This is a genomic window from Streptomyces sp. 840.1 (genome assembly GCF_003751445.1).
Classification (GTDB): Bacteria; Actinomycetota; Actinomycetes; order Streptomycetales; family Streptomycetaceae; genus Streptomyces.
On the sequence record NZ_RJUU01000001.1, the window covers coordinates 1,446,067 to 1,469,297 of the forward strand.

Annotated in this window: 21 protein-coding genes and 2 pseudogenes; 11 read left to right on the forward strand and 12 right to left on the reverse strand. The window is 71.2% G+C overall.

Features of this window, described 5'->3' with window-relative positions; genetic code table 11:
* Position 1: 1 nt before the first annotated feature.
* The 3 genes and pseudogenes from tgmB to EDD93_RS40785 all read left to right on the forward strand — a co-directional run.
* Positions 2-967: an ATP-grasp ribosomal peptide maturase gene (gene tgmB / locus EDD93_RS06655; protein ID WP_123524267.1), complete on the forward strand. Its 966-nt coding sequence runs from the start codon at positions 2-4 to the stop codon at positions 965-967.
* Entirely contained in the window at positions 964-2,124 is a 1,161-nt protein-coding gene (locus EDD93_RS06660; protein WP_123524268.1) for a methyltransferase domain-containing protein, read from the forward strand. Before tgmB ends, EDD93_RS06660 begins: the two co-directional genes overlap by 4 nt.
* A 29-nt stretch (positions 2,125-2,153) precedes the next feature.
* Positions 2,154-2,368: pseudogene (locus EDD93_RS40785) on the forward strand (transposase); the annotation flags it as partial.
* A 137-nt stretch (positions 2,369-2,505) separates the two neighbouring features.
* Here the strand turns inward: EDD93_RS40785 and EDD93_RS06675 are convergent.
* The 3 genes and pseudogenes from EDD93_RS06675 to EDD93_RS06685 all read right to left on the reverse strand — a co-directional run bounded on the left by EDD93_RS06675 (position 2,506) and on the right by EDD93_RS06685 (position 4,513).
* On the reverse strand, positions 2,506-2,805 hold the full coding sequence (locus EDD93_RS06675) for a barstar family protein (RefSeq protein WP_123524270.1): 300 nt from the start codon (positions 2,803-2,805) through the stop codon (positions 2,506-2,508).
* 62 nt (positions 2,806-2,867) lie between these two features.
* Positions 2,868-3,093 (reverse strand): annotated as a pseudogene (locus EDD93_RS40790) (FAD-dependent oxidoreductase); the annotation flags it as partial.
* A gap of 136 nt (positions 3,094-3,229) precedes the next feature.
* Positions 3,230-4,513, reverse strand: a complete 1,284-nt coding sequence (locus tag EDD93_RS06685) for a geranylgeranyl reductase family protein (protein ID WP_123524271.1) — start codon at positions 4,511-4,513, stop codon at positions 3,230-3,232.
* Between the two features lie 98 nt (positions 4,514-4,611).
* On the opposite strand from EDD93_RS06685, the gene EDD93_RS06690 reads away from it, so the two are divergent.
* Positions 4,612-5,148: a GNAT family N-acetyltransferase gene (locus tag EDD93_RS06690; RefSeq protein ID WP_123524272.1), complete on the forward strand. Its 537-nt coding sequence runs from the start codon at positions 4,612-4,614 to the stop codon at positions 5,146-5,148.
* Positions 5,149-5,338: 190 nt separating this feature from the next.
* Here EDD93_RS06690 and EDD93_RS06695 read toward each other — a convergent pair whose 3' ends face one another.
* Entirely contained in the window at positions 5,339-6,031 is a 693-nt protein-coding gene (locus tag EDD93_RS06695; RefSeq protein WP_123527617.1) for a demethylmenaquinone methyltransferase, read from the reverse strand.
* Between the two features lie 204 nt (positions 6,032-6,235).
* Between EDD93_RS06695 and EDD93_RS06700 the strand changes: the two genes are divergently transcribed.
* From EDD93_RS06700 to EDD93_RS06710, 3 genes are read left to right on the forward strand one after another with little or no spacing between them, the layout of a single operon-like run.
* Complete coding sequence (locus tag EDD93_RS06700) at positions 6,236-6,745, forward strand: SigE family RNA polymerase sigma factor (protein ID WP_123524273.1); 510 nt, start codon at positions 6,236-6,238, stop codon at positions 6,743-6,745.
* An 11-nt stretch (positions 6,746-6,756) separates the two neighbouring features.
* Complete coding sequence (locus EDD93_RS06705) at positions 6,757-7,773, forward strand: hypothetical protein (protein ID WP_260255641.1); 1,017 nt, start codon at positions 6,757-6,759, stop codon at positions 7,771-7,773.
* On the forward strand, positions 7,760-8,704 hold the full coding sequence (locus tag EDD93_RS06710; RefSeq protein ID WP_185092461.1) for a DUF3152 domain-containing protein: 945 nt from the start codon (positions 7,760-7,762) through the stop codon (positions 8,702-8,704). Before EDD93_RS06705 ends, EDD93_RS06710 begins: the two co-directional genes overlap by 14 nt.
* A gap of 31 nt (positions 8,705-8,735) precedes the next feature.
* Here EDD93_RS06710 and EDD93_RS06715 read toward each other — a convergent pair whose 3' ends face one another.
* The gene (locus EDD93_RS06715; RefSeq protein ID WP_123524274.1) at positions 8,736-10,157 is read right to left on the reverse strand and encodes an ATP-binding protein; all 1,422 of its coding nucleotides are present in this window, start codon (positions 10,155-10,157) and stop codon (positions 8,736-8,738) included.
* A 271-nt stretch (positions 10,158-10,428) separates the two neighbouring features.
* Here EDD93_RS06715 and EDD93_RS06720 point away from each other — a divergent pair, with 271 nt between their 5' ends.
* On the forward strand, positions 10,429-11,067 hold the full coding sequence (locus EDD93_RS06720) for a DUF3152 domain-containing protein (RefSeq protein ID WP_123524275.1): 639 nt from the start codon (positions 10,429-10,431) through the stop codon (positions 11,065-11,067).
* Between the two features lie 23 nt (positions 11,068-11,090).
* Here the strand turns inward: EDD93_RS06720 and EDD93_RS06725 are convergent, their stop codons facing one another.
* From EDD93_RS06725 to EDD93_RS06745, 5 genes are all read right to left on the reverse strand, one after another.
* Entirely contained in the window at positions 11,091-11,741 is a 651-nt protein-coding gene (locus EDD93_RS06725; protein ID WP_123524276.1) for an imidazolonepropionase-like domain-containing protein, read from the reverse strand.
* Between the two features lie 7 nt (positions 11,742-11,748).
* The gene (mqnC, locus tag EDD93_RS06730; protein ID WP_123524277.1) at positions 11,749-12,948 is read right to left on the reverse strand and encodes a cyclic dehypoxanthinyl futalosine synthase; all 1,200 of its coding nucleotides are present in this window, start codon (positions 12,946-12,948) and stop codon (positions 11,749-11,751) included.
* 72 nt (positions 12,949-13,020) lie between these two features.
* Positions 13,021-14,742: a serine/threonine-protein kinase gene (locus EDD93_RS06735; protein WP_123524278.1), complete on the reverse strand. Its 1,722-nt coding sequence runs from the start codon at positions 14,740-14,742 to the stop codon at positions 13,021-13,023.
* 163 nt (positions 14,743-14,905) lie between these two features.
* Entirely contained in the window at positions 14,906-15,550 is a 645-nt protein-coding gene (locus EDD93_RS06740) for a hypothetical protein (protein ID WP_123524279.1), read from the reverse strand.
* A gap of 422 nt (positions 15,551-15,972) precedes the next feature.
* Positions 15,973-16,851, reverse strand: a complete 879-nt coding sequence (locus EDD93_RS06745) for a menaquinone biosynthetic enzyme MqnA/MqnD family protein (protein ID WP_123524280.1) — start codon at positions 16,849-16,851, stop codon at positions 15,973-15,975.
* Positions 16,852-17,262: 411 nt separating this feature from the next.
* Here EDD93_RS06745 and EDD93_RS06750 point away from each other — a divergent pair, with 411 nt between their 5' ends.
* Positions 17,263-17,466: a cold-shock protein gene (locus tag EDD93_RS06750; protein WP_003967102.1), complete on the forward strand. Its 204-nt coding sequence runs from the start codon at positions 17,263-17,265 to the stop codon at positions 17,464-17,466.
* A gap of 110 nt (positions 17,467-17,576) precedes the next feature.
* Here EDD93_RS06750 and EDD93_RS06755 read toward each other — a convergent pair whose 3' ends face one another.
* The gene (locus EDD93_RS06755) at positions 17,577-17,834 is read right to left on the reverse strand and encodes a hypothetical protein (protein ID WP_123524281.1); all 258 of its coding nucleotides are present in this window, start codon (positions 17,832-17,834) and stop codon (positions 17,577-17,579) included.
* Positions 17,835-17,845: 11 nt separating this feature from the next.
* Here EDD93_RS06755 and EDD93_RS06760 point away from each other — a divergent pair, with 11 nt between their 5' ends.
* Entirely contained in the window at positions 17,846-18,682 is an 837-nt protein-coding gene (locus EDD93_RS06760; protein ID WP_123524282.1) for a MerR family transcriptional regulator, read from the forward strand.
* 61 nt (positions 18,683-18,743) lie between these two features.
* Here EDD93_RS06760 and EDD93_RS06765 read toward each other — a convergent pair whose 3' ends face one another.
* Positions 18,744-19,976 carry an amidohydrolase family protein gene (locus EDD93_RS06765; protein ID WP_123524283.1) on the reverse strand — a complete coding sequence of 411 codons (1,233 nt, stop codon included), beginning with the start codon at positions 19,974-19,976 and terminating at the stop codon, positions 18,744-18,746.
* Positions 19,977-20,213: 237 nt separating this feature from the next.
* On the opposite strand from EDD93_RS06765, the gene EDD93_RS06770 reads away from it, so the two are divergent.
* On the forward strand, positions 20,214-23,168 hold the full coding sequence (locus EDD93_RS06770; protein ID WP_123524284.1) for a BTAD domain-containing putative transcriptional regulator: 2,955 nt from the start codon (positions 20,214-20,216) through the stop codon (positions 23,166-23,168).
* Positions 23,169-23,231: the final 63 nt, after the last annotated feature.

Consider the following 23,231-nt stretch of genomic DNA (forward strand, 5'->3'; position numbering starts at 1 on the left):
CATGACCGACTCGCCGGTTCTCGTCATCACCGCACTCGGTGACGTCACAGCGGATCTGGTGCTGAGTGAGCTGTACGGCCGGGGCATCCCGGCCGTACGGCTCGACCCCGCAGTCGACTTCCCCGAGCCGGCCCGCATGAGCGTCCGGGTCGGGGCAGCCTCGTTCACGGGGAATCTGGCCACAGCTTCCAGACACGTCGAACTCTCCGCCGTCCGTTCGGTCTACTGGCGGCGCCCCACGCCCTACGGCGACCCGAGGCGGAGCGAGTCGCCGCCGCAGCGGTTCGCCCTCGAACAGTCCCGCGCCGGATACACGGGAACGCTGACCGCGCTCCCCGGAGCGCTGCACGTCAACCACCCCGTCCGTAACCGAGCCGCCGACCACAAGTCCGGCCAGCTCGGCACAGCCGCTCGCCTCGGCTTCTCTGTTCCCGAGACCCTGATCACGAACGTTCCGCGGCACGCCCGCGAGTTCGCCGCCGAGCACGGGACCGTGATCTACAAACCGGTTCATGGCGTGCACCTCACAGGTGAGGACGGCCGTAACCGGACCATCTGGGTTCGTCCCGTGCACGCCGACGAACTGGACGACTCGATTGCCCTGTGCCCCCACCTGTTCCAAGCCTGTGTCCCGAAGATCGCGGACATCCGGCTCGCCGCCGTCGGTGACAAGTTGTTCGCCACACGGATCGACACCACCGGAGATCACTTGGACTGGCGGCAGGATCAACGTCTGATCACCTGCTCGCCGATGCCCATCCCGTACACGGTCCGCGAGGGCGTGGAGTACTTCCTCCGCGCGTTCGGGCTCACCTTCGGCGCCTTCGACTTCGCGCTCGACGGAAACGGCCGATGGTGGTTCCTCGAATGCAATCCGAACGGGCAGTGGGCGTTCGTCGACGAGCCCACAGTCCGGGACATCGCGAGCGCGCTCGCTGACATCCTCCAGAAGGGCTCCCCCACATGACCCCTGACAACTCCGCAGCCCTGCGCCGCCGCCTCGTCGAAGAGCTCGTCCACGAAGACCTGCTGCACGACTCGGACGTGCTCCGCGCGGCCGGGGCCGTACCGCGCGAGACGTTCCTCGGTCGCGCGGTCTACCTGCCGAGCGACCCGCCGGGTGTCACCGTGTGGACGCCCACTCGGCGCGCCGACGTTCCCGCCGAAGAGTGGATGCGCCTCACCTACCGGAACGCGACGTGGGTGACGCAGATCGACGGAGTGCTCGCGGAGGACGCCGCCGGACCGGTCACCGGCGGCACGCCGACGTCGTCCTCGACCCTCCCCGGGCTGATCCTTTGGATGATCGAGCAGGCCCGGGTCGCGGCCGGCACCCGGGCCCTGGTCATCGGCGCCGGTACGGGGCTTTCGACCGCCTACGTCTGCGAGATCGCGGGCGAGGACACCACCACCGCGATCGAGACCGACCCCGGCGTCGCGGAGCGGGCTCGCGCAGCCCTCGCCGAGGCCGGGTACGAGCCGACGCTGATCACAGGCGACGGGCTGCGCGGGCATGCCGACCGGGCACCGTACGACGTCGTCCTCGCGTTCTGCTCCATGCGCCATGTCCCGTACGGCCTGCTCCGGCAGGTCAGGAAAGGGGGAACCCTGCTCGTCACGCTGGCCGGGTGGGGGTTCGGGCACGGACTGGTGCTGCTCATCGCCGACGGGGAGGGCGGAGCGCGCGGCCGGTTCCTGCCCGGGTACACCTCGTTCATGATGGCCCGCACACACGACCGGCCGCCGCACGGCCCCTTCGAGCTGCTGCCGGGCGAACAGCGGCCGAGCAGGATCGACCCCGCCCTGCTCGACGACTGGAACGGGCGGTACGTCGCCCAGCTCGCCGCGCCCTCGGCCGAACGGCTCGGCGCGGGGGACGACCAGATCCTGCTCGACGTCGCCACAGGCTCGCAGGCGCGCACCCGGGCTGCCGAGGGCGGCGACGGGTGGACCGTGATCCAGCGCGGCCCGCTCAAGCTGTGGGACGCCGTCGAGGAGTCGGTCGCCCGCTGGCAGGCCCACGGTTCGCCGCACCTGTCCGAGTTCGGTATGACGATCACACCCCATGCCCAGCGAGTGTGGCTCGGCACTCCGGACGGTCCGGGCTGGATGCTGCCCGTCTAGAGCGCGTCTCTTTGATGGGTTGACCTGATGTGTCTGTTCGGATAGTGATCACTGGCGATGTGGGACCGGATCGAGCCGCAGATGTCGGCAGATCAGGTCCGTGGACGACAGTGGGCCGACCACCACCGGACCCTGGAAGCCATCGCGCGGAAGTACCGCACCTGCTCACCTTGGCGTGACCTGCCGGAGGCAGCTTGGACCTCTTCAGGCCGCACACGAACGCTTGCTCAGGTGGGCCGTCGAGCGGTGCATCGCCCGACTCAAGCAGTGGCGCGGTCTCGCAAGGCGGTCGGACAAGCCCGCCAGCGCCCACCAGGCCGCACTCCACCTTGTTGCCATCCCTATCTGGACCCGGCGCTGAGCGAGGCTCCGAAGGATTCGTCAGGCCGGCGGCCCATGCACGACGAGCCGGTTCTGCTCTCCGTCAAAGACTCCGGCCAAGACATCGGCGTCCAGCCGGTCCCCACCGAAGAGCCCCCGCTGGTCGACGTGCACGATCAGAATGTCGTGGCTGTCGATCACCTCAGAGATGCCCCGAGCCTCGATCGTGTCCGACCATGCGTCCAGGTTCCGGCCGAACCACTCCGGCAGTCCGCACGGCTCGCTCACCGCGTCCCAGAAGTCGTTGAGTGTCTCGATCAACCGACCACGCAGGTCAACGACCAACTCGCTATCAGTCATCGCAGCAGACTATCCAGCCCCCACCACGAGGCATTTACCGGTCAGAGAGACAGGCTCCAGGAGGGGGCTCGAAGACCGCGCTGCGTGGCGAACTTCACGACCTTCGGGTTGCCGATCAGCTTCACGAAGGCGCGACCCTTCGTCGTTCAGCAGCCGCCGTAGGTGCCCTTGAGCACCCTTTGGGTGCTTGTTCAGGACCAGTTCGCGCTGCGCCGGGGTCGCACGGGCGTGCACGTGCACGATGACGTCCAATGCCATCTCGCCCGACTCCATGGCGTACACCGCACCTCACAAAGCGGTTCGACGGACTTCGCCGTTCTGGGCGTCAGGGTTTCGGCCCGCCTCGATTTCCATGCAGCCCACCGTCCTGCTGCCGCTCGCAGCTTCCGTCGAAGAGGCCGCCGAGAAGGACACAGGCAGATTCTCAGGCCTTCGGCGCCACCTTGGAGAGGCCGTTGATGATGCGGTCCATCGCGTCGCCGCCCGTCGGGTCGGTGAGGTTGGCGAGCATCTTCAGGGTGAACTTCATCAGCAGCGGGTGGGTCAGGCCGCGCTGGGTGGCGATCTTCATGACCTTCGGGTTGCCGATCAGCTTCACGAAGGCGCGGCCCATCGTGTAGTAGCCGCCGTAGGTCTCCTTGAGCACCTTCGGGTAGTTGTTCAGGGCCAGTTCGCGCTGGGCCGGGGTGGAGCGGGCGTGGGCCTGGACGATGACGTCGGCGGCGATCTGGCCCGACTCCATGGCGTACGCGATGCCTTCGCCGTTGAACGGGTTGACCATGCCGCCCGCGTCACCGACGAGCAGCAGGCCCTTGGTGTAGTGCGGCTGGCGGTTGAAGGCCATCGGGAGGGCGGCGCCGCGGATCGGCATCGTCATGTTGTCCGGGGTGTAGCCCCAGTCCTCGGGCATGGACGCGCACCAGGCCTTGAGGACCTCGCGCCAGTCCAGCTCCTTGAAGGCGGCGGAGGAGTTGAGGATGCCGAGGCCGACGTTGGAGGTGCCGTCGCCCATGCCGAAGATCCAGCCGTAGCCGGGCAGCAGCCGGTCCTCGGTGCCCCGGCGGTCCCAGAGTTCCAGCCAGGACTCCAGGTAGTCGTCGTCGTGGCGGGGCGAGGTGAAGTACGTACGGACCGCGACGCCCATCGGGCGGTCCTCGCGGCGGTGCAGGCCCATCGCGAGGGAGAGCCGGGTGGAGTTGCCGTCGGCGGCGACGACGAGGGGGGCGTGGAAGGTGACCGGGGTCTTCTCCTCGCCGAGCTTCGCGTGCACGCCGGTGATCCGGCCGGTGCGGGGGTCGGTGATCGGGGCGCCGACGTTGCAGCGCTCGTACAGCCGCGCGCCGCCCTTCTGCGCCTGGCGGGCCAGCTGCTCGTCGAAGTCGTCTCGCTTGCGGACCAGGCCGTAGTCCGGGTAGGAGGCGAGATCCGGCCAGTCCAGCTGGAGCCGGACACCGCCGCCGATGATGCGCAGGCCCTTGTTGCGGAGCCAGCCCGCCTCTTCGGAGATGTCGATGCCCATGGAGACGAGCTGCTTGGTGGCGCGCGGGGTGAGGCCGTCGCCGCAGACCTTCTCGCGGGGGAAGGCGGTCTTCTCCAGGAGGAGGACGTCCAGGCCCGCCTTGGCGAGGTAGTACGCGGTCGTGGAGCCGGCTGGGCCTGCCCCGACGACGATCACATCCGCACTGTGTTCGGACAGGGGCTCGGTCACGGTCGGATCTCCCGAAGACTCGAAATCGCGTGCCGCGCGGCACATGTCCCGTGCAGTCTATGGGGGCCTGCTGATCAACCTCCCGAAGGGCTCCCCACATGTCGATCGCGCCCCGCGCACTCCCTGTCGTTCAGCTGCGTGTCCCGACCGACGAGGACGCGGTGGCCTGGCACCGCGCCTTCGCGGACCCCGAGGTCATGGCGTTCCTCGGCGGCCGCCCGTCCGAGCTGTCGCTGTACGACGAGTGGACCGCCAGGCAGCGCCGCCTGGATGCCGAACGCGGCTTCTGCCTCTGGAGCGTGCTCGACGAGGACGGCGGGTTCGTCGGCTTCACCGGTGCGCAGCCCTGGCCACAGAGCGCGTACGGGCCGGTGGGCGAGATCGAGATCGGCTGGCGGCTGGCCCGTCCGGCGTGGGGCCGGGGCTACGTGACGGCGGCCGCGCGCCTCACGCTGGAGCGGTTGCGCGCGGCCGAGGTGGAGCGGGTGGTGGCGGCGGTCGACGAGCGGAACGAGCGGTCGGTCGCGGTGGCCCGGCGCCTCGGCATGGAGCCGGCCGAGACCTTCACGGAGCCCCGGTCGGGGCAGCCGGTGCGCTGCTTCCGGCTGGAACTGGAGCGGGAGCCGGGCCGGTGAGCCGGTGAGCCGACTGGACCGCTGAGCCCTGTGAGCCGGTGAGTCCGGTGAGGCGGTGAGTCCGGTGAGCCCGGTGAGCCGGTGAGTCCGGTAAGGCGGTGAGTCCGGTGAGCCCACTGGGCCGGTGAGCCAGGTGGGCCGCCCGCCGTGGCGCGGAGCCCGGTGAAGGGCCGGGCCCCGTGCTGCGCTGTCAGGCGCGGACGCCCCGGTGCAGCGCGACCACGCCGCCGGTGAGGTTGCGCCAGGCGACGTCCGACCAGCCGGCCCGCTGGAGCCTGGCGGCGAGCCCGGCCTGGTCGGGCCAGGCGCGGATCGACTCGGCGAGGTAGACGTACGCGTCGGGGTTGGACGACACCGCGCGCGCGACCGGCGGCAGGGCCCTCATCAGGTACTCGGTGTAGACGGTCCGGAACGGTGTCCAGACCGGCTGGGAGAACTCGCAGATGACGACCCGGCCGCCCGGCTTCGTCACCCGGTACAGCTCGCTCAGCGCCGCGTCCGTGTCCTGGACGTTGCGCAGCCCGAAGGAGATCGTCACCGCGTCGAACGTCTCGTCCCGGAACGGCAGCCGCGTCGCGTCGCCCGCGGTGAACGGCAGCCAGGAGTTGCGCTTCTTGCCCTCCTGGAGCATGCCGATGGAGAAGTCGCACGGCACGACGTACGCCCCGGTCGCGGCGAACGGCAGCGAGGACGTCGCGGTCCCGGCGGCCAGGTCGAGGACCTTCTCCGCAGGCCGGGCGTGGACCGCCTTGGCGACCTCCTTGCGCCACAGCCGGGCCTGGCCGAGCGAGAGCACGTCGTTGGTGAGGTCGTAGTTCGCCGCCACGTCGTCGAACATCGAGGCGACTTCGTGCGGCTGCTTGTCCAGGGAGGCTCGGGTCACGTCTCCCATTCAAGCAGTCCGCCCGGGGGGCGGCGGGGCGGGCCCGCCGCCCGGCCACCCAGCCCTGCCGTACCGCTCAGCATTCGGACAGGACACGGACAGCACAGGACTCGGACACTGATTCGGATTCGGCTTCAACCTTTCCGGCCCGTGAGCTCTCAGTAACAGGAGGAGAGACCACCGACGGACCGTGAAGGGGGCCGGATGAGCGCGGGGACCGGCCCGGACGCCGACAGCTTCGAGGAGTTCGCGCGGGCGAGCCAGCGCCGGCTGTACCGCACCGCGTACCTGCTGTGCGGCGACGCCGAGGCGGCCCGTGACCTGACCCAGACGACGCTGGCCAAGCTGTTCCAGCACTGGCACCGGGTGAGTGCCGCCCACCATCCGGACGCCTACGCCCGGACCGTGCTGACCCGCACCTACATCGCCGAGCGGCGGCGACGGCTGCGCGACTTCCGTGCCCATACGCCGATCGCGGCGCACGCGCCCGCGATCGGCCCCGAGCTGACGGTCACGCTGCTGGCCGCCCTGGCCGAACTGCCGCCCCGCGCGCGGGCGATGGTCGTGCTGCGCTACTGGGAGGACCTGAGCGTCGAGACGGTCTCCGACCTGCTGCGGTGCAGCCCGTCCACCGTGAAGAGCCAGTGCTCGCGCGCACTCGCCACGCTGCGTAAGCGGCTGGGCGACGCACACCTCTACACCACCCGAAGCTGAGGAGAACCGTCGTGGACACGTCTTCTGACCGCTTTCCCGGCGACCGGGCACCAGAACCGGACGAAGGAGCAGCGGAGGCCGGCTTCCTGCTGATCAGGGCCGCCATGGAACAGGCGACGGACGAGGCACCTGCCCTGCCCGACCTGGTGCCCGGCGCCCTGGTCCAGGGCCGGCGGCGCCGCACCCGGGCCCGCGTGACCATCGGGGCGGCGGTGACGGGTGTGGTGGCGCTCGGTGTGCTCGGCGCGGTGCTGCCGCTGTGGAGCGGGGGCGGCGGCGCGGAGCCCGCCCGGGGGTGGTCCGCCGCCTCGCAGCGTACGAGCGTCTCTCCGTCGCCGGACCAGGCCCCGGGCCCGTCCCCGACTCCCACGAACGTGCCGTCACCGGTTTCGTCGGACGTGCCGTCGGAGGCGTCATCGGCCCCGCAACCCCCCTTTGCCACGGACGCCCCCGGGCCGTCCACCGTGCACGTCGAGCCGTCCCCCGGCCAGTCCTCGATGGCCGACCTGCCGGCTGCCGAACGCATCCGGCAGGAGAAGTTCCAGCTGCACGCCGCGCTGCTGTTCGGGGAGTTGCTGCCCCGGCAGGCCGGTCCGGTCCATCCGGTGGACCTCGCCGTCAGCCGGTACCAGGCCGGGAGGGACGGCACCGTCTTCCCGATCGTCTTCTCGGTACGCCCCGGGAGCGATCGGAGCGTCGCTCCGCAGGAGGCGCCGTGCAGCGAATACCCGGACACGAAGCTGCGGTGCGAGCAGGCGACGCTTCCCGGCGGGATCGAGGCCCATGCCGTGACCTCGGTGGCCGACCTGAACGGGGCTCCGGTCTCCACGGGCACCGTCGTCCGGTTCACCTACGGCACCAGCACCGTCGCCCTCTCGGTCGACGGTGACGAGGACACGACGAGGCCGGCCCCCGTCACCGCTGATCAATTGCTCGCCGTCGCGGGGAACTCCAGGTTCCTTGAGCTTGTGAAGTACGCGGCGGCACACCCCATGGAACCGAAGGAGTACGCGGATCGTGTCGGCTGAGGTACGCAGACAGCAGAGACAGCGACATGGCGGGGGGTCCCGGCGGCGCTCGCGGCGGGAGCGCCGCCGCCGCAGCCGAATACGGTTGCTGCTCGCGGTCCTCGTGCCGGCGGCGGTGGCCTGTGTCGCGGTCGCGGCCGCACCGCTGTGGACGGACGGGGACGGTCTATCGACGGCGGCCGCCGCGTCCGGGTCGGACGGTCCCGCCAAGGACCCGGCTGCCTCGGCCTCGGCGTCCGGTCCCGGCTCGAAGACCGGGGCCGGCACAGGGCCGAAGGTGAGCCACAGGCCCAAGGCGAGCCACAAGCCCGGCCCGAAGACGAAGCCCGGTTCCGGGTCCGGCTCCGGCTCCAAGACCGGCGGCCACCCCGCCATCCCCCCGTCCGGCCCCGGCACCTTCACGGTCGCGCGGGCGGGCGCGACCTCGGGCGGCGGCAACGCCTACCGGGTCGAGGTCGAGGACGGTTCCGGCGTCGACCCGGACGCGGCCGCCGAGCAGATCGCCGGTTTCCTGGCCGCGCCGCGCGGCTGGGCGCACGGCGGCGAGCACACGTTCCACCAGGTCACGGATGGCCCGGCAGGGCTGGTCGTCCGCATCGCCACGGCGGCCACGACCGACCGGATCTGCGGGAGCAGCGGCCTCGACACGCACGGCGAGGTCAACTGCCGCGTCGGCGTGAACGTCATGGTCAACCTCAAGCGCTGGCAGACCGGTTCACCCGAGTTCGACGGCCCCCTGGCCGACTACCGCGCCCTCATCATCAACCACGAGGTCGGCCACTGGCTCGGCCACGGCCACGAAACCTGCCCCGGCAAGGGCCGCCCCGCGCCCGCCATGATGCAGCAGATCTACGGCCTCAAGGGCTGCGTCGCCAACGCCTGGCCCTACGACACCAACGGCCGATACCTGAGCGGACCATCCGTACCCTGACACCCCTGTGACTGGCGTCCACGGCCACTGGTCACGCTCTGCGCCAGGCGCCCAGCAGTTCTACGGGCCCGTACGCCGCCTGGAGCCCGGAACAGGCGGTCCCGTTGCGCGAGACCGCCACGAGCGGCACCGGCTCGTCGGTGAGCGCGGCCCGGTGCTTCTGGAGCGCGGCCAGGTCGTGGCTGTCGAACGCGGAGTTCTCCAGCCACTTGACCGAACCGAGGAAGAGCAACTCCTTGGCCACCGGCTGCCGGTCGGCACCGACCAGGTCGATTTCGACATCGTTGCTTCGGGTCCAGTAGCCGCCGATCGCCGGAGCGGCGGGCAGGAGCCCGTCCGGCAGGAGGCGGGCGAGGGATTCCCGGACGAGGGGTTCGATCGCACGCCCCCGCCAGCTCGTCCACTGCTCCTTGATCCGCCGCAGCGTGAGATCCCCCCGCATCCGCTCGATCTCCGCCATGTGCGGATCAAGGAACGAGAGCCAGAACCGTAGGTAGGGATCGGCCACGCGGTAGCGGCGTTCCTTCGACGGCCTCAGTGAGAGGGGCAGCTCGGCTGCTACCACCCGCTTCTCGGTCAGGACGTCGGCGGCTCGCGTGAGGGTGGTGTGGGCGATACCGCCCGCCGCGCGAGCGATGTTGGTGAAGGTTCTCTCGCCGCTTCCGATGGCCCGCAGGACCTGCCGGCTCATCGTCTGCGGCGGAAACTCCGCGGCAAGCGATCGCTCGGCGGAGACCAGCAGCGCCGAGATCGGGTTGTCGAGCGAGTCGCGGAGGAACTCCCGGACATCTGCTCCGGGCCGCCACTCCGCGCAGATCAGCGGAAGGCCGCCGGTGATCAGAGCGGCGTCGAAAGCGGCTGCCGGCTCAAGCCCGAGCATCTCGCCGATGTCGGCCGGGTTCAGCGGCCCCACGACCATGTCCCGGCCACGCTGGTTGAAGGGGCGGTCGTAGCTGTTCAGCGCCTCCATCATCGCCAGGTCGGAGCCGACCAGGAGGAGCAGTACGGGTTTGCGACTCAGCAGACGGTCCCATGCTCGCTGGAGCATGCCCTCGAAGGCGTCGATGCGGTCCATCAGGTACGGAACCTCGTCCATGACGACCACGCTCGGGCTGTCGTCGGGAAGGATCTCCGCGAGCAGCCTGAATGCCGCATTCCATTGCGTCGGCGTCTCCTCGGAGAACAGTGCCCGCTCCGGCAGGGCGGATCTGGCGACGGTGTCGAGCAGCTCCGTCAGCTCGTCCTCCGCTCCGCCCCCCGCCGCGGTGAAGAAGAGGTGCGGCACCTCGGCGCGTCGGAGGAATTCCTCGACGAGGCTGGACTTGCCGACTCGTCTGCGTCCGCGCATCAGGATGCACTGTCCGGGCTTCGCCGAGCCGACGGCGTCGTGGACCGACCGCAGGGCTCTGCCGAGCACGTTCAGCTCGTGGTCCCGTCCGATGAAGCGCCTCACACAAGCCTCCCGTCAAGGAAAGTATCGGTAGCGATACTATCTCTGACGCTACCATCCCTTCATTCGGGTGCGACTCTCGCGACACTGCGCCTCGGTGGCCCCGGCACGCTTTCCGAGCGAGTGGACTGAACCAATCCGAGCCCGCAGCAGTCATTACAGGGGGAAGTACGAACACCGGAGTACTCCGGAGCACTGGGGAGGGGCGCGGATGTCCGGATCGGACGTGCGTCAGCAGGGGCAGCGAAGACGTGGCCGGAACCGGCTGCTCGTCATGGCCGTCGTCCCGGCCGTCCTGGTGGCGGCCACCGTGGCGGGGCTGCGGTGGAAGAGCGAGCGCGCGGGCGGTACCGGCGACTCGGGCTCCGCCGCCTCGTTCACCGTCGCCCGCGCGGACGCGTCGGCCACCGGCAGGGGTCACGCGTACCGGGTCGAGGTGGAGGACGGCTCCGGCCTGGACCCGGACAAGGCGGCTGCCGAGGTCGCCCGCATCCTGGCCGCGCCCCGGGGCTGGTCGCACCACGGCGAGAACACCTTCCGCCAGGTGGCCCAAGGGCCGGCGGGGCTGGTCGTACGCATCGCCTCACCCCGGACCACGGACCGGATCTGCGGGAAGAGCGGCCTCGACACGCACGGCGAGGTCAACTGCCGTGTCGGCGTGGACGTCATGGTCAACCTCAAGCGCTGGCAGACCGGTTCGCCCGAGTTCGACGGCCCCCTGGCCGACTACCGCGCCCTCATCATCAACCACGAGGTCGGCCACTGGCTCGGCCACGGCCACGAGACCTGCCCCGGCGCAGGCCGCCCCGCGCCCGCCATGATGCAGCAGATCTACGGCCTCAAGGGCTGCGTCGCCAACGCCTGGCCCTACGACACCAACGGCCGATACCTGGGCGGACCATCCGTGCCCTGAGGCTCCTGAGGAAACCGCGCCGCTCAGCGCCGCCGGTACACCAGCCGCCCGGCGAGGACGGTGACCACGCAGGACGCCGCCCCCACCGCGACGAGCGCGGTCTCGTCGGGCACGTCGAAGACCGCGAAATCGGCGCGGACGCCGGTGCCGAGCGGGGTGTGCACGGAGCCCGGCAGGTCACGGCCCCCGGCGAGCGGATCGAGGTCCCGGACCTCACTGTCGGGAACCCCGGCGGCGGGCGGCACCTCGACCAGCCCGGAGCGGGACACGGCGGTACGCACGGCCGGGTCGCGGAAGGGGCCGGTGAGGTGCGTCGTGCCGTGCCGCAGCATCTGCTGGAGGCCCCGCCGTACGCTCCCGGCCCACCGGGTCGCGTCCAGCTCGCCCGCGAGCCGCGCGAACGCCCCGCCCGAGAGCGGTTCGGTCCCGAGCGCGTCCGCCTCTCGCGGGTCGGGGTGGTAGCAGCGGGTCAGCAGCCACTCGGCGTGCGGCTGCCGGAGGCCGGGGGCGATGACTCCCGGCCACTGCCGCACCCGCGCCGACGGGTACGCGGCGGCGACCTCGTCGTACGGGCCGAGGGCGGTGATCCGGTCCCCGTCCACGGCCACCGCGCCCCGCTCGACCACGGCCGCGCCGGCCGGGAGTACCAGCGGCGCGGCGTGAACGGTCAGCACGGCGTCGTCAGTTGGCGCTGAGGAGCTTCAGCTCCGGGTGGGCGGTGCCGCCGGCGATCGCGGTGGACGAGATGTGCGAGACGACGCGCTCGTCGACCGGGTCGTTCGCCGGGTCGTCGTGCACGACGAGGTGCTCGTAGGTGGTGGCGCGCTGGGCCGGGACCCGGTCCGCCTTGCGGATCAGGTCGATGATCTCCAGCCGGTTGGAGCGGTGCTTGGCACCGGCCGATGAGACGACGTTCTCCTCCAGCATGATCGAGCCGAGGTCGTCCGCGCCGTAGTGCAGCGACAGCTGGCCGACCTCCTTGCCGGTGGTGAGCCAGGAGCCCTGGATGTGGGCGACGTTGTCCAGGAACAGCCGGGCGATGGCGATGATCCGCAGGTACTCGAAGAGCGTGGCCTGCGTCTGGCCCTTCAGCTTGTTGTTCTCCGGCTGGTACGTGTAGGGGATGAAGGCGCGGAAGCCGCCCGTGCGGTCCTGCACGTCCCGGATCATGCTGAGGTGCTCGATGCGCTCGGCGTTGGTCTCGCCGGTGCCCATCAGCATGGTGGAGGTCGACTCGACGCCCAGGCCGTGCGCGATCTCCATGATCTCCAGCCAGCGCTCGCCGGACTCCTTGAGCGGGGCGATCGCGGTACGCGGACGGGCCGGCAGCAGCTCGGCGCCGGCGCCCGCGAAGGAGTCGAGGCCGGCGGCGTGGATGCGGCTGATGGCCTCCTCGGCGGAGACCTTGGAGATCCGGGCCATGTGCTCGATCTCGGAGGCGCCGAGCGAGTGGATGACCAGCTGCGGGAACGCCTTCTTGATCGCGGAGAAGTGCTCCTCGTAGTACTCCACGCCGTAGTCCGGGTGGTGCCCGCCCTGGAACATGATCTGCGTTCCGCCGAGCTCGACGGTCTCCGCGCAGCGGCGCAGGATGTCGTCGAGGTCGCGGGACCAGCCCTTGGCGGTGTCCTTGGGCGCCGCGTAGAACGCGCAGAACTTGCACGCCGTCACGCACACGTTCGTGTAGTTGATGTTGCGCTCGATGATGTACGTCGCGATGTGCTCCGTACCGGCGTAACGGCGTCGGCGTACGGCGTCGGCGGCCGCGCCCAGCGCGTGCAGCGGAGCGGAGCGGTAGAGGTCGAGCGCCTCCGCCGGAGTGATCCGACCGCCTTCGGCGGCTCGGTCGAGGATGGGCTGGAGGTCGGCCTTCTCGGTCACCGGGCTGTCACCTTTCGGCGGTTTTTCAACGGATCTACGGACCGGTTCAGCGTACGCCAGCCCTGCCGCAGGTCAGCCGCCGGACCGGTTGAGCGTGCCGTAGGGAAGCCCCGCGCCCCGCTCGTCGGACCGGAAGCGCAGGGTGTCGTCGGTGACGCGGGTGAAGTGGATGTCCGTGGTGGTGGTCGTGCACAGGCCTGCGGTGCCGGGGCGTTCCGGGTCGGCGCGCTCCCGCAACGTCAGCTCCTTGTCGGTGGCGGAGGTGAGGGAGGCGACGCTGTGACAGCTGACCTCGACGCCGAGGCTGGAGATCGTCGTGCTCGTACGGACCACGTCGGCGCCCTTCTTCCCCTTCCTGATCACCACGCTGAGCGTGCCGTGCGGCTGGCCGGTCGTCTTCTCGGTGAGCGGCCCCTCCCAGGTGCCGATGAAGCCCTGCGGTACCTCGACGGCCCGGCGGTCCGGAGTGGCTTCGGCGCCGTCCCCCGGGCGGGTCGGCGCGGGGGACGCGGTGGCGCCCGGGGTGCGGTCGGTGCCTCCGTGTCCGGCGGTGTTGTCGCCGCCACCGCCCGGCATCAGGTCCAGCACGTAGGCGCTGCCCACCGTCACCGCGGCCAGCGCACCGGCCACCGCGAGGGCGACGGTGCAGCTCAGCCTGCGCCCCCGGCGCTCGCCCGGCCGGGAGTCGGCGCTCACCGTCACGGCGAACCGGGGGTCGGGGGCGCGCTGCGCCGGCACCCCGTCCGTCCCCGGCGCGGGCGGGAACGGCGGCGGCGTCGGGCCGGCCAGGTGGGCGGCCGGTTCGACCGGCGGACCGAACACACCGAGGGCGGGGCCCCCGTTGGCCCCGTGCGAGGCGTTGGTGAACGGCACCGGACCCGATCGCACCGGGGCGTCCTGCGGTTCCAGGTCCAGCAGCGCGACCGCGGACCGGCTGACCTCGCGCACCAGCGGGCCGGGCAGCCAGCCCGCCGCCACCCGGGCCGCCGCGCCGTCGGGGGCCAGCCGGTGCGCGAGCTCCGCCGGAGTGGGCCGGTGCGCCGGGTCCTTCGCCAGGCAGGAGGCGACGACCTCGCGCAGCGGGCCCGCCAGCTCACCCAGTTCGGGCTCCTCGTGCACCACCTTGTAGAGCAGCACGGCGGAGGAGTCGCCGAGGAAGGGGGCCGCGCCGGTGGCCGCGTACGCGAGCACCGCGCCCAGCGAGAAGACGTCGGCCGCGCCCGAGATCTCCCGGCCCCGGATCTGCTCCGGGGCCATGTAGCCGGGCGAGCCGACCGAGACCCCGGTGGAGGTGAGCGAGGCGGTGGCGTCGACAGCCCTGGCGATCCCGAAGTCGATCAGGCGGGGGCCATCGAGGGCGAGCAGGACGTTGGAGGGCTTCACGTCCCGGTGGATCAGGCCCTGTTCGTGGACCGCCCCGAGCGCCTCGGCCAGCCCGGCGCCCAGGGTGCGTACCGCGTGTTCGGGCAGCGGGCCGTGTTCGGCGACCGCGGCGGAGAGCGGGGGCCCGGCCACGTAGCCGGTCGCGACCCACGGGACGGGTGCGTCGGGGTCGGCGTCCAGGACGGGCGCGGTCCACTGGGCGCCGATCCGCCGCGCCGCGTCCACCTCGCGCCGGAACCGGGCGCGGAACTGCTCGTCGAGCGCGAAGTGCGGATGGACCACCTTGACCGCGACGGTGCGGCCGCCGGTGCTGCGTCCCAGGTACACGCGCCCCATGCCACCGGCACCGAGCCGGCCGATCAGCCGGTAGGCACCGATGCTCGGCGGTTCGCCGGCTTCCAGCGGCTGCATATGCGGACTCCCCCTGTGGACCGGCCCCGGACCTCCGACGAAGCCTAAGGTCTTTCGCTTTCCCGAGGGGCTTCGCTTGAGGGAGCGTGACTGAGGGGGCGCGTTTGAGGGGTGTGTGCTTGAGGGGTGTGTGCTTGAGGGGTGCGTGCTTGGGGGACGTGCGTCAGGACCGTCGGCGCATCCCGCCGTAGAACACGGCGCCGGCGGTCAGCAGGAGGAGACCTGCGGCGATCTCCGCCGAGATCTCCGCGTCGGAGTGCCCCGGGCCGTCGGGCATCCGAGGCGGAAACAGGCCGAGCGGATCCTTGCGGATCTCGATGCGCTCGCCCGCCTCGACCCCGCCGAAGCAGTTCTGCTGCTGGGAGAGTTCGTACTTCTTGTGGCCGCCGCCGGCCTCCGCCACGGCGCAGTGCCAGTCGGAGCCCTGCCCGTCGTTGTCGTCGGTCAGCTCCGTCACCACCGCCGCGACCGGATCGCCCGCGGTCTTCATGTAGACGTCGTACAGCGCGGGGCCCGCGAAGAGCATCAGGGCGAAGCCGCTGACACAGACCAGCGTCGCGGCGCCCGCGCGGCTCCAGACGCCACCGACCAGGCAGCCGGCGACCGCGACGACCGCGAGCATGACGACCACACCGGCCCACATCATCCAGTTGGCGATCCCGGCTCCGAGGACCATGAGGGCGGGAAGGAGCACGGCCCACATCAGGGAGCCGAACAGCTTCCCCGGGCCCGCAGCCGGCCGCCCCGGCCCGCGCACCGCGGCCCCGGGCGTGCCGCCCGGATCCGTGGTCGTCCTGTTCCCGCTCATCGGCCCCCGCCCCCTGCGGCGCGTGCCGCTCGGTGCCACACGATAGCGCGGCATTTCCGCCCGAAACTTACGCGGACAGCGGCTTTCCCGTTCTCACCGCACGGCCTGCGGAGTGGATTGGCCGATGAATACCGAATGGGTACGCCGCCCGGCCCCCGGCCGCGACCGAGCGCACAGCCGGAGGAGGAATGCCTTCCGTTTACCGCAATGCCCGGTCGCAATCCGGACGACAGGCGCCATTGCGGTGGAAGTGACATTCCGGGGCAATCGAAATGGGCGTCCGGCCCGCCCCGGACGTACCGCTATTCGGACCAGTCCAATTCCGTACGGACGCGTTCCGGGAACGACATGGAGGGACCCGCCGCCCGCGTTCGGGCAGCGGGTCCGGACAGGCGGGCGCGTGCCGGGTCCGGCGCGTGCGCTCAGCCGCCGAGGAGCTCCACGTTCACGTCTGCGGCGAAGCCGGTCGTGGGGCCGGTCCGGCGGGCGAACTCCTGGACGCCGGCCAGCTGCGCGGGGCCGAAGCGGAAGTCGAGGGTCGTGAAGTAGCGCTCCAGGACCTCGGCGTCGAAGGCCTCCCAGCGTGCGGCCTGCTCAGCGACCTTGGTGACCTCCTCCAGGGAGACGTCCCGCGAGGCCAGGAACGCCTCGTGGACCTTCTGGACCGCGGTGGGCTCGGCCGCCAGGTAGTCCTTGCGGGCGGCCCAGACGGCGAAGACGAACGGCAGCCCTGTCCACTCCTTCCACATCGCGCCCAGGTCGTGGACCTGGAGCCCGAGGCGGGGGGCGTCGTGCAGGTTGGCGCGCAGCGCGGCGTCACCGATGAGGACGGCGGCGTCCGCCTCCTGCATCATCACGCCGAGGTCGGGCGGGCAGGTGTAGTAGTCGGGGGTCACCCCGTACCGCTCGGCGAGCAGCAGCTGCGCCAGCCGTACGGAGGTGCGGGAGGTCGAGCCGAGCGCCACCCGGGCCCGGTCGAGGTCCTCCAGGGGCCGCTGCGACACGATCACGCACGACATGACGGGCCCGTCGCAGCCGACCGCGATGTCGGGGAAGGCGACCAGGTCGTCGGCGTTGCGCAGGAACTCCACGAGGGTGATGGGGCCGATGTCCAGATCGCCCCTGATCAGCTGCTCGCTGAGCTTCTCCGGGGTGTCCTTCGAGAGCTCCAGGTCGAGCAGGGTCCCGGTTCGTGCCAGCCCCCAGTAGAGGGGAAGGCAGTTGAGGAACTGGATGTGGCCGACGCGCGGCCGGTTGCGACGGTCGTCGCCTGCGACGGTTGTGACGGTTGAATTGTCCACATCGCGAGGCTAGACCTGTCGCCCGCCGTCAGCCCCACCGGGGGCGCGCGGCGCCGCACGATCCCTCTCCCGGAGGGCGCCGGAGCGGCGTCCGGCCTCTCCCCCGGACCACCGCAGCGGAGGGCTCCCCCGGAGGCTCCGCCGAGGGCTACGGCGCCGCTCGAAGGACCCCGCGGAGCCCTCCCGAAGGGCCTCTCGGACCGCCCGTACGCACGGCAATCAAACATTCGGGTCAAGTGATCTTTCCCTCTACCGTTCCGCACATGCTGCGTGCTAGGCTCAGCGCCAAGTTGCAGTTTGGTTTCCCTTGCAGTACAGAGCCTGCGGAGCATGTAACCCGCAGGCTTTTGTAGTTTTCAGACTTCTTTGCAGGTTCTGGAGCAGGGCAACCCTTTGGCCCAAGGAGGGCTTATGGCTACCGGAACCGTCAAGTGGTTCAACGCTGAAAAGGGCTTCGGCTTCATCGCCCAGGACGGCGGCGGCCCGGATGTCTTCGTCCATTACTCCGCGATCAACGCGTCCGGGTTCCGCTCCCTCGAGGAGAACCAGGTCGTGAACTTCGACGTCACTCAGGGACCCAAGGGTCCGCAGGCTGAGAACGTCACCCCGGCCTAGTTGCCCGGGTCGGCCGATCGCGGCCGGTAACGCAGTACCCAAGGAGCCCCGTTCCCCCGCCTCGGCAGGGGAACGGGGCTCCTGCCTGTGCGCTCCGCCGCCTGTGCGCGCTACTTCCTGGGGGTCTCGTCGCGGCTGTTCACGACTCCTCGGCCGAGCGCGGCCTGCATCTCGGTCACGGCGCCCTTCCTGCCCGGCACGGTGTCCTGGACGAGGCAGGCGCGCAGGCCCGGGTAGGCGTAGCTGTTGGCGTCGAAGGCCAGCTCCGTGCGCTCGTGGTTTGCGCTCGTCCGTGCGGGCGAGCGCCACGCCGGGGCAGCCCTTAGGCGCTGCGATTCTTGACCTTGACACCGTGTGAGGCCGTGCACTGGGAGACATCATGTTCACCATCGGAGACTTCGCCCGCCACGGGCGGGTATCGGCCCGCATGCTGCGCCACTACGACGCGATCGGGCTGCTGCCCCCCGACATGACCGACCCCGCCACCGGCTACCGCTCCTACGGCGGCGGCCAGCTCGCCCGGCTCAACCGGATCATCGCCCTCAAGGACCTCGGCTTCACGCTCCAGCAGGTGCGGGCCGTCCTGGACGAGGAGGTGGGCCCGCAGGAGCTGCGCGGGATGCTGCGGCTGCGGCGGTCGGAACTGGCGGAGGCCATGGCCGCGGCGGCGGCCCGGCTGATCCAGGTCGAGGCGAGGCTCCGGTCGATCGAGAGCGAGGGACACATGCCAGTGGACGATGTGGTGGTCAAGAGCGTCGCGGCGGTACGGGTCGCGGAGCTGACCGGGGTGGCGGCAGGGTACGGGCCGCAGGACATCACGCCGGTGATCCGCCCCCTGTACGAGCGGCTGCTCCCGCTGCTGGGCCGGGCCGGGGTCTCCCCGACGGGCCCCGGGATCGCCCGCTACGAGGACGCCCCGGAGGGCGGCGGCTCGGTCGTCGTCCACGCCGGGGTGACGGTCTCGGAGCCCGTGGGGCCGCTGGGCGACACCGGGATCACGGTGGTCGAGCTGCCCCCGTTCGAGGCGGCGACCGTCATCCACCGGGGCCCGATGGACGGCGTACTGCCGACGTCCCAGACCCTGGCCCGCTGGATCGACGGCTCCGGCTACCGGTCGGCGGGGTACGCCCGCGAGGTCAGCCTGGAGTGCCCCGAGGACGAGTCGCAGTGGGTGACGGAGCTCCAGGAGCCGGTCGAGGCGGTCACCAACAGCTGACGCGGCAAGGACTGACGGGTGCCGCGGCCGTCCGAGGGGACGGCTGCGGCACCCGCCCGTCTCACGCCCCGGTGCCGGGTCCCGCCCACAGCCCTTCGTCGGTGAGCCCGAGCAGGTCGATCGCGTTGCGGCGCACGATGCGGTCCACCACGTCCGCGTCCAGGTGCCCCATCTGTTCCTCGCCGACCTCACGGGACTTGGGCCAGGTCGAGTCGGAGTGCGGGTAGTCCGTCTCGTACAGCACGTTGGCGACGCCGATCGCGTCCAGGTTCTTCAGCCCGAAGGCGTCGTCGAAGAAGCAGCCGTAGACGTGCTCGGTGAACAGCTCCGACGGCGGCCGGTGGACCTTGTCCGCGACCCCGCCCCAGCCCCGGTTCTCCTCCCAGACCACGTCGGCGCGTTCCAGGATGTACGGGATCCAGCCGATCTGCCCCTCCGCGTACATGATCCGCAGGTTAGGGAAGCGCTCGAACTTGCCGCTCATCAGCCAGTCGACCATCGAGAAGCAGCAGTTGGCGAAGGTGATGGTGGAGCCGACGGCCGGCGGGGCGTCGGCCGAGGTGGACGGCATCTTCGAGGACGAGCCGATGTGCATGGCGATCACCGTCCCCGTCTCGTCGCAGGCCCGCAGGAACGGATCCCACTCGTCCGTATGAATGGACGGCAGTCCGAGATGTGGAGGTATTTCGGAGAACGCCACCGCACGCACCCCGCGCGCCGCGTTGCGCCTGACCTCGTCGGCCGCCAGCTGCGCGTCCCAGAGCGGGACCAGAGTGAGCGGGATGAGCCGGCCGTGCGCGTCCGGGCCGCACCACTCGTCGACCATCCAGTCGTTGTACGCGCGCACGCCGAGCAGGCCCAGTTCGCGGTCCTTCGCTTCGGTGAAGGTCTGGCCGCAGAAGCGGGGGAAGGTCGGGAAGCAGAGCGCGGACTGCACGTGGTTGATGTCCATGTCCGCGAGCCGCTCGGGCACCGAGAACGAACCGGGGCGCATCTGCTCGTAAGTGATGACTTCGAGCTTTATCTCGTCCCTGTCGTAGCCGACGGAGGTGTCGAGGCGGGTGAGCGGGCGGTGCAGGTCCTCGTACACCCACCAGTCGCCGATCGGGCCGTCGTCGCCCTTCGCACCCATCACGGGCGCGAACTTGCCGCCCATGAACGTCATTTCCTTGAGCGGCGCCCGGACGATGCGCGGGCCGGAGTCGGCGTACTTGGACGGGAGCCGGTCCCGCCAGACATGAGGGGGCTCCACCGTGTGGTCGTCCACCGAGATGATCTTCGGGAAGGTCTCCATGCGTACCACGGTAGCGCTGATCTGACGAACCGTCAGCAATCTGTGCGAGGCTCCGTTCCACAATCGTTGTCGAGGGCTCGTGCAGACAGTCACCCACTGCTGACGTGTCCACCCTTCACAAGGCAGACTGTTGACGGCGATACGAACGGTATGGAGCAATCCGGATCTCCTCGGCGGTGTCCCGACATGTTCGGTGCGGCACTGGGCAGTGCGCAGAGAGCAGGACAGGAGGCGGCAATGGGCCGTGACGGCGAGCCACGGGTGCGTGTTCCGGAACAGCGAGCTCCGGAGCGACAGCCGGCGGACGGCACAGAGCTGCGCTTTTCCGTGCTCGGACCGGTACGGGCCAGGCGGGGCGACGAGACGCTGCCGTCGGGTTCACCGCAGCAGCGCGCCCTGTTGTCGGCCCTGTTGCTGCGCGGCGGCCACACCGCCACGTCCGGTGAGCTGATCGACGCCATCTGGGGCGACGAGCCGCCCTCCCAGGCGCTGGCCGCCGTACGCACCTACGCCTCCCGGCTCCGCAAGATCCTGGGCCCGCAGACCCTGGCGAGCGATTCCGGCGGGTACGCGATGCGGACCGGGCCCGACGCGCTCGATGTGACCGTGGCCGAGGAACTGGCCTCCGGCGCCGACAAGGCCCGCGCCTCGGGCGACCGCTGCCGCGCCAGGGAGCTGCTGAACAAGGCGCTCGCCCTGTGGGACGGCGAGGCGCTCGCCTCGGTGCCCGGCCCGTACGCGGAGAACCAGCGCACCCGCCTGGAGGAGTGGCGCCTCCAGCTCACCGAGACCCGCCTGGACCTGGACCTGGAGGTCGGCTGCCACGCGGAGGCCGTCTCCGAACTGACCGCGCTCACCGCCGCGCACCCGCTGCGCGAACGGCTGCGCGAGCTGCTGATGGTGGCCCTGTACCGCAGCGGGCGCCAGGCCGAGGCCCTCGCCGTGTACGCCGACACCCGGCGACTGCTCGCCGAGGAACTGGGCGTCGACCCGCGCCCCGAACTGGCCCAGCTCCAGCAGCGCATCCTCCGGGCCGACGAGGAGCTGGCCCGCCCGGCCGACGAGCCCGTCCAGGCCGCCGCCCCGCTCCGCCCGGCCCAGCTCCCGGCCACCGTCCCGGACTTCACCGGCCGCACCTCCTTCGTCCGCGAGCTGGGCGACCGGCTCGCCACCGCCGAGGGCTCCGTCATGGCCGTCTCCGCGCTGGCCGGCATCGGCGGCGTCGGCAAGACGACCCTGGCCGTGCACGTCGCCCACCAGGCCCGCCCGCACTTCCCGGACGGCCAGCTGTACGTCGACCTCCAGGGCGCGGGCGCCCGCGCCGCCGAACCGGAGACGGTGCTCGGCGCCTTCCTGCGCGCCCTGGGCACGGCGGACTCCGCCATCCCCGACTCCCTCGACGAACGCGCCGCGCTCTACCGCTCCACGCTCGACGGCCGCCGCATCCTGGTCCTCCTGGACAACGCCCACGACGCGGCCCAGATCCGCCCCCTGCTCCCGGGTACGGCGGGCTGCGCGGCGCTCGTCACCAGCCGGGTCCGGATGGTCGACCTGGCCGGCGCGCACCTGGTCGACCTGGACGTGATGTCGCCCGAGGAGGCGCTCCAGCTCTTCACCCGCATCGTGGGCGAGGAGCGCATCAACTCCGAGCGCGAGGCCGCCCTCGACGTGGTCGCCGCCTGCGGCTTCCTCCCCCTCGCCATCCGCATCGCCGCCTCCCGGCTGGCCGCCCGCCGCACCTGGACGGTCTCGGTCCTGGCCGCGAAGCTCGCGGACGAGCGCCGCCGCCTGGACGAACTCCAGGCGGGCGACCTCGCGGTGAAGGCCACCTTCGAACTCGGCTACGGCCAGCTGGAACCCGCCCAGGCCCGCGCCTTCCGCCTCCTCGGCCTCGCGGACGGACCGGACATCTCCCTCGCCGCCGCGGCCGCCCTGCTGAACCTGGAGACGCACGCGGCGGAGGACCTCCTGGAGGCCCTGGTCGACACGTCCCTGCTGGAGTCGGCGGCCCCGGGCCGCTACCGCTACCACGACCTGGTCCGCCTCTACGCGCGTTCGTGCGCGGAACGGGACGAGAAGTCGCCGCAGGAGCGGGAGTCGGCCCTCTCCCGGCTGCTGGACTTCTACCTGGCCACGGCGGCGGGGGTGTACGCGCTGGAGCGGCCGGGGGACCGGGCGGTGGATCACCTGGTGGCGCCGGACAACCCCGGTCTCCGGTTCAGCGACGGCCACACCGCCGTGGACTGGCTCTACAGCGAGGCCAGTGCGCTGCTCGCCTGCGCTCACCAGAGCGCCGGCAGCGGGATGCTCCGGCGCGCTGTCGACCTGCTGTGCGCCTCGAAGGACCTGGCCGAGTCGGGTGCGAACTCCCGCCAGTACGAGACGACCGGAACAGCTCTGCGCAACGCGGCGCAGGCGGAGAACGACTCCCGCGCGGAAGCGCGCGCCCGCGCCTCGTTGTCCACGGTCTACCTCGTGTCCGGCCGGTTCGCGCTGGCCGACGAGGAGGCCATGCACGCGATGGAGCTCGCCAGGGACTCCGGTGACCCGATCCCCGCCTGCTGGGCCCCGAACGACCGGGGAATCATCGCCTTCTACCAGGGCCGGCACTCGGACGGCGAGAAGTTCCTGCAGGAGGCGATCGACAACTACCGCGCGGACAGGAACCTCGTGGGCGAGGCATCCGCGTTGTGCAACCTCTCGCGGATCCACGTGGACATGGGTCGCACGACGAGCGCGGTCGAACTCGCTCAGCAGGGCACGGCCATCTTCGACGGCATGGGGCTCAGCCTGCGTACCGCCAACGGCCGTTTCGCCCTGGGTATCGCACTCACCCGGGCCGGGCGCACCACCGAGGCACTGCAACAACTGGCCAAGGCGATGAGCCTGTTCCAGAGCACCCGCCAGCGCCTCTGGGAAGGGTCGACCCACTTCCGTATCGCCGAGGCCTACCTGGCGTCACAGCAGACGGCGCTCGCCGCCCAGCACGCGGAGCAGGCCCTTGCGCTGCGCGTCATCGGGGGCGAATGGATGCGTGGCAACGTCCTGACGACGCTGGGCCGCGCCCTCCTGGACCTGGGGCAGACCGATCGGGCGCGGGCGTGCTGGCAGGAGGCGTTGTCCATCTACGAGCAGACCGGTGCTGCGGAAGCGGCCGCGGTCCGCGCGCTCCTCGCCCCCGCCGCTGCCTGAGGGAGCCCCGTCGCCGATTGCCGTCGGCGTTCATCGATTGTTTATCGCCGCTCGGCAGTCTGG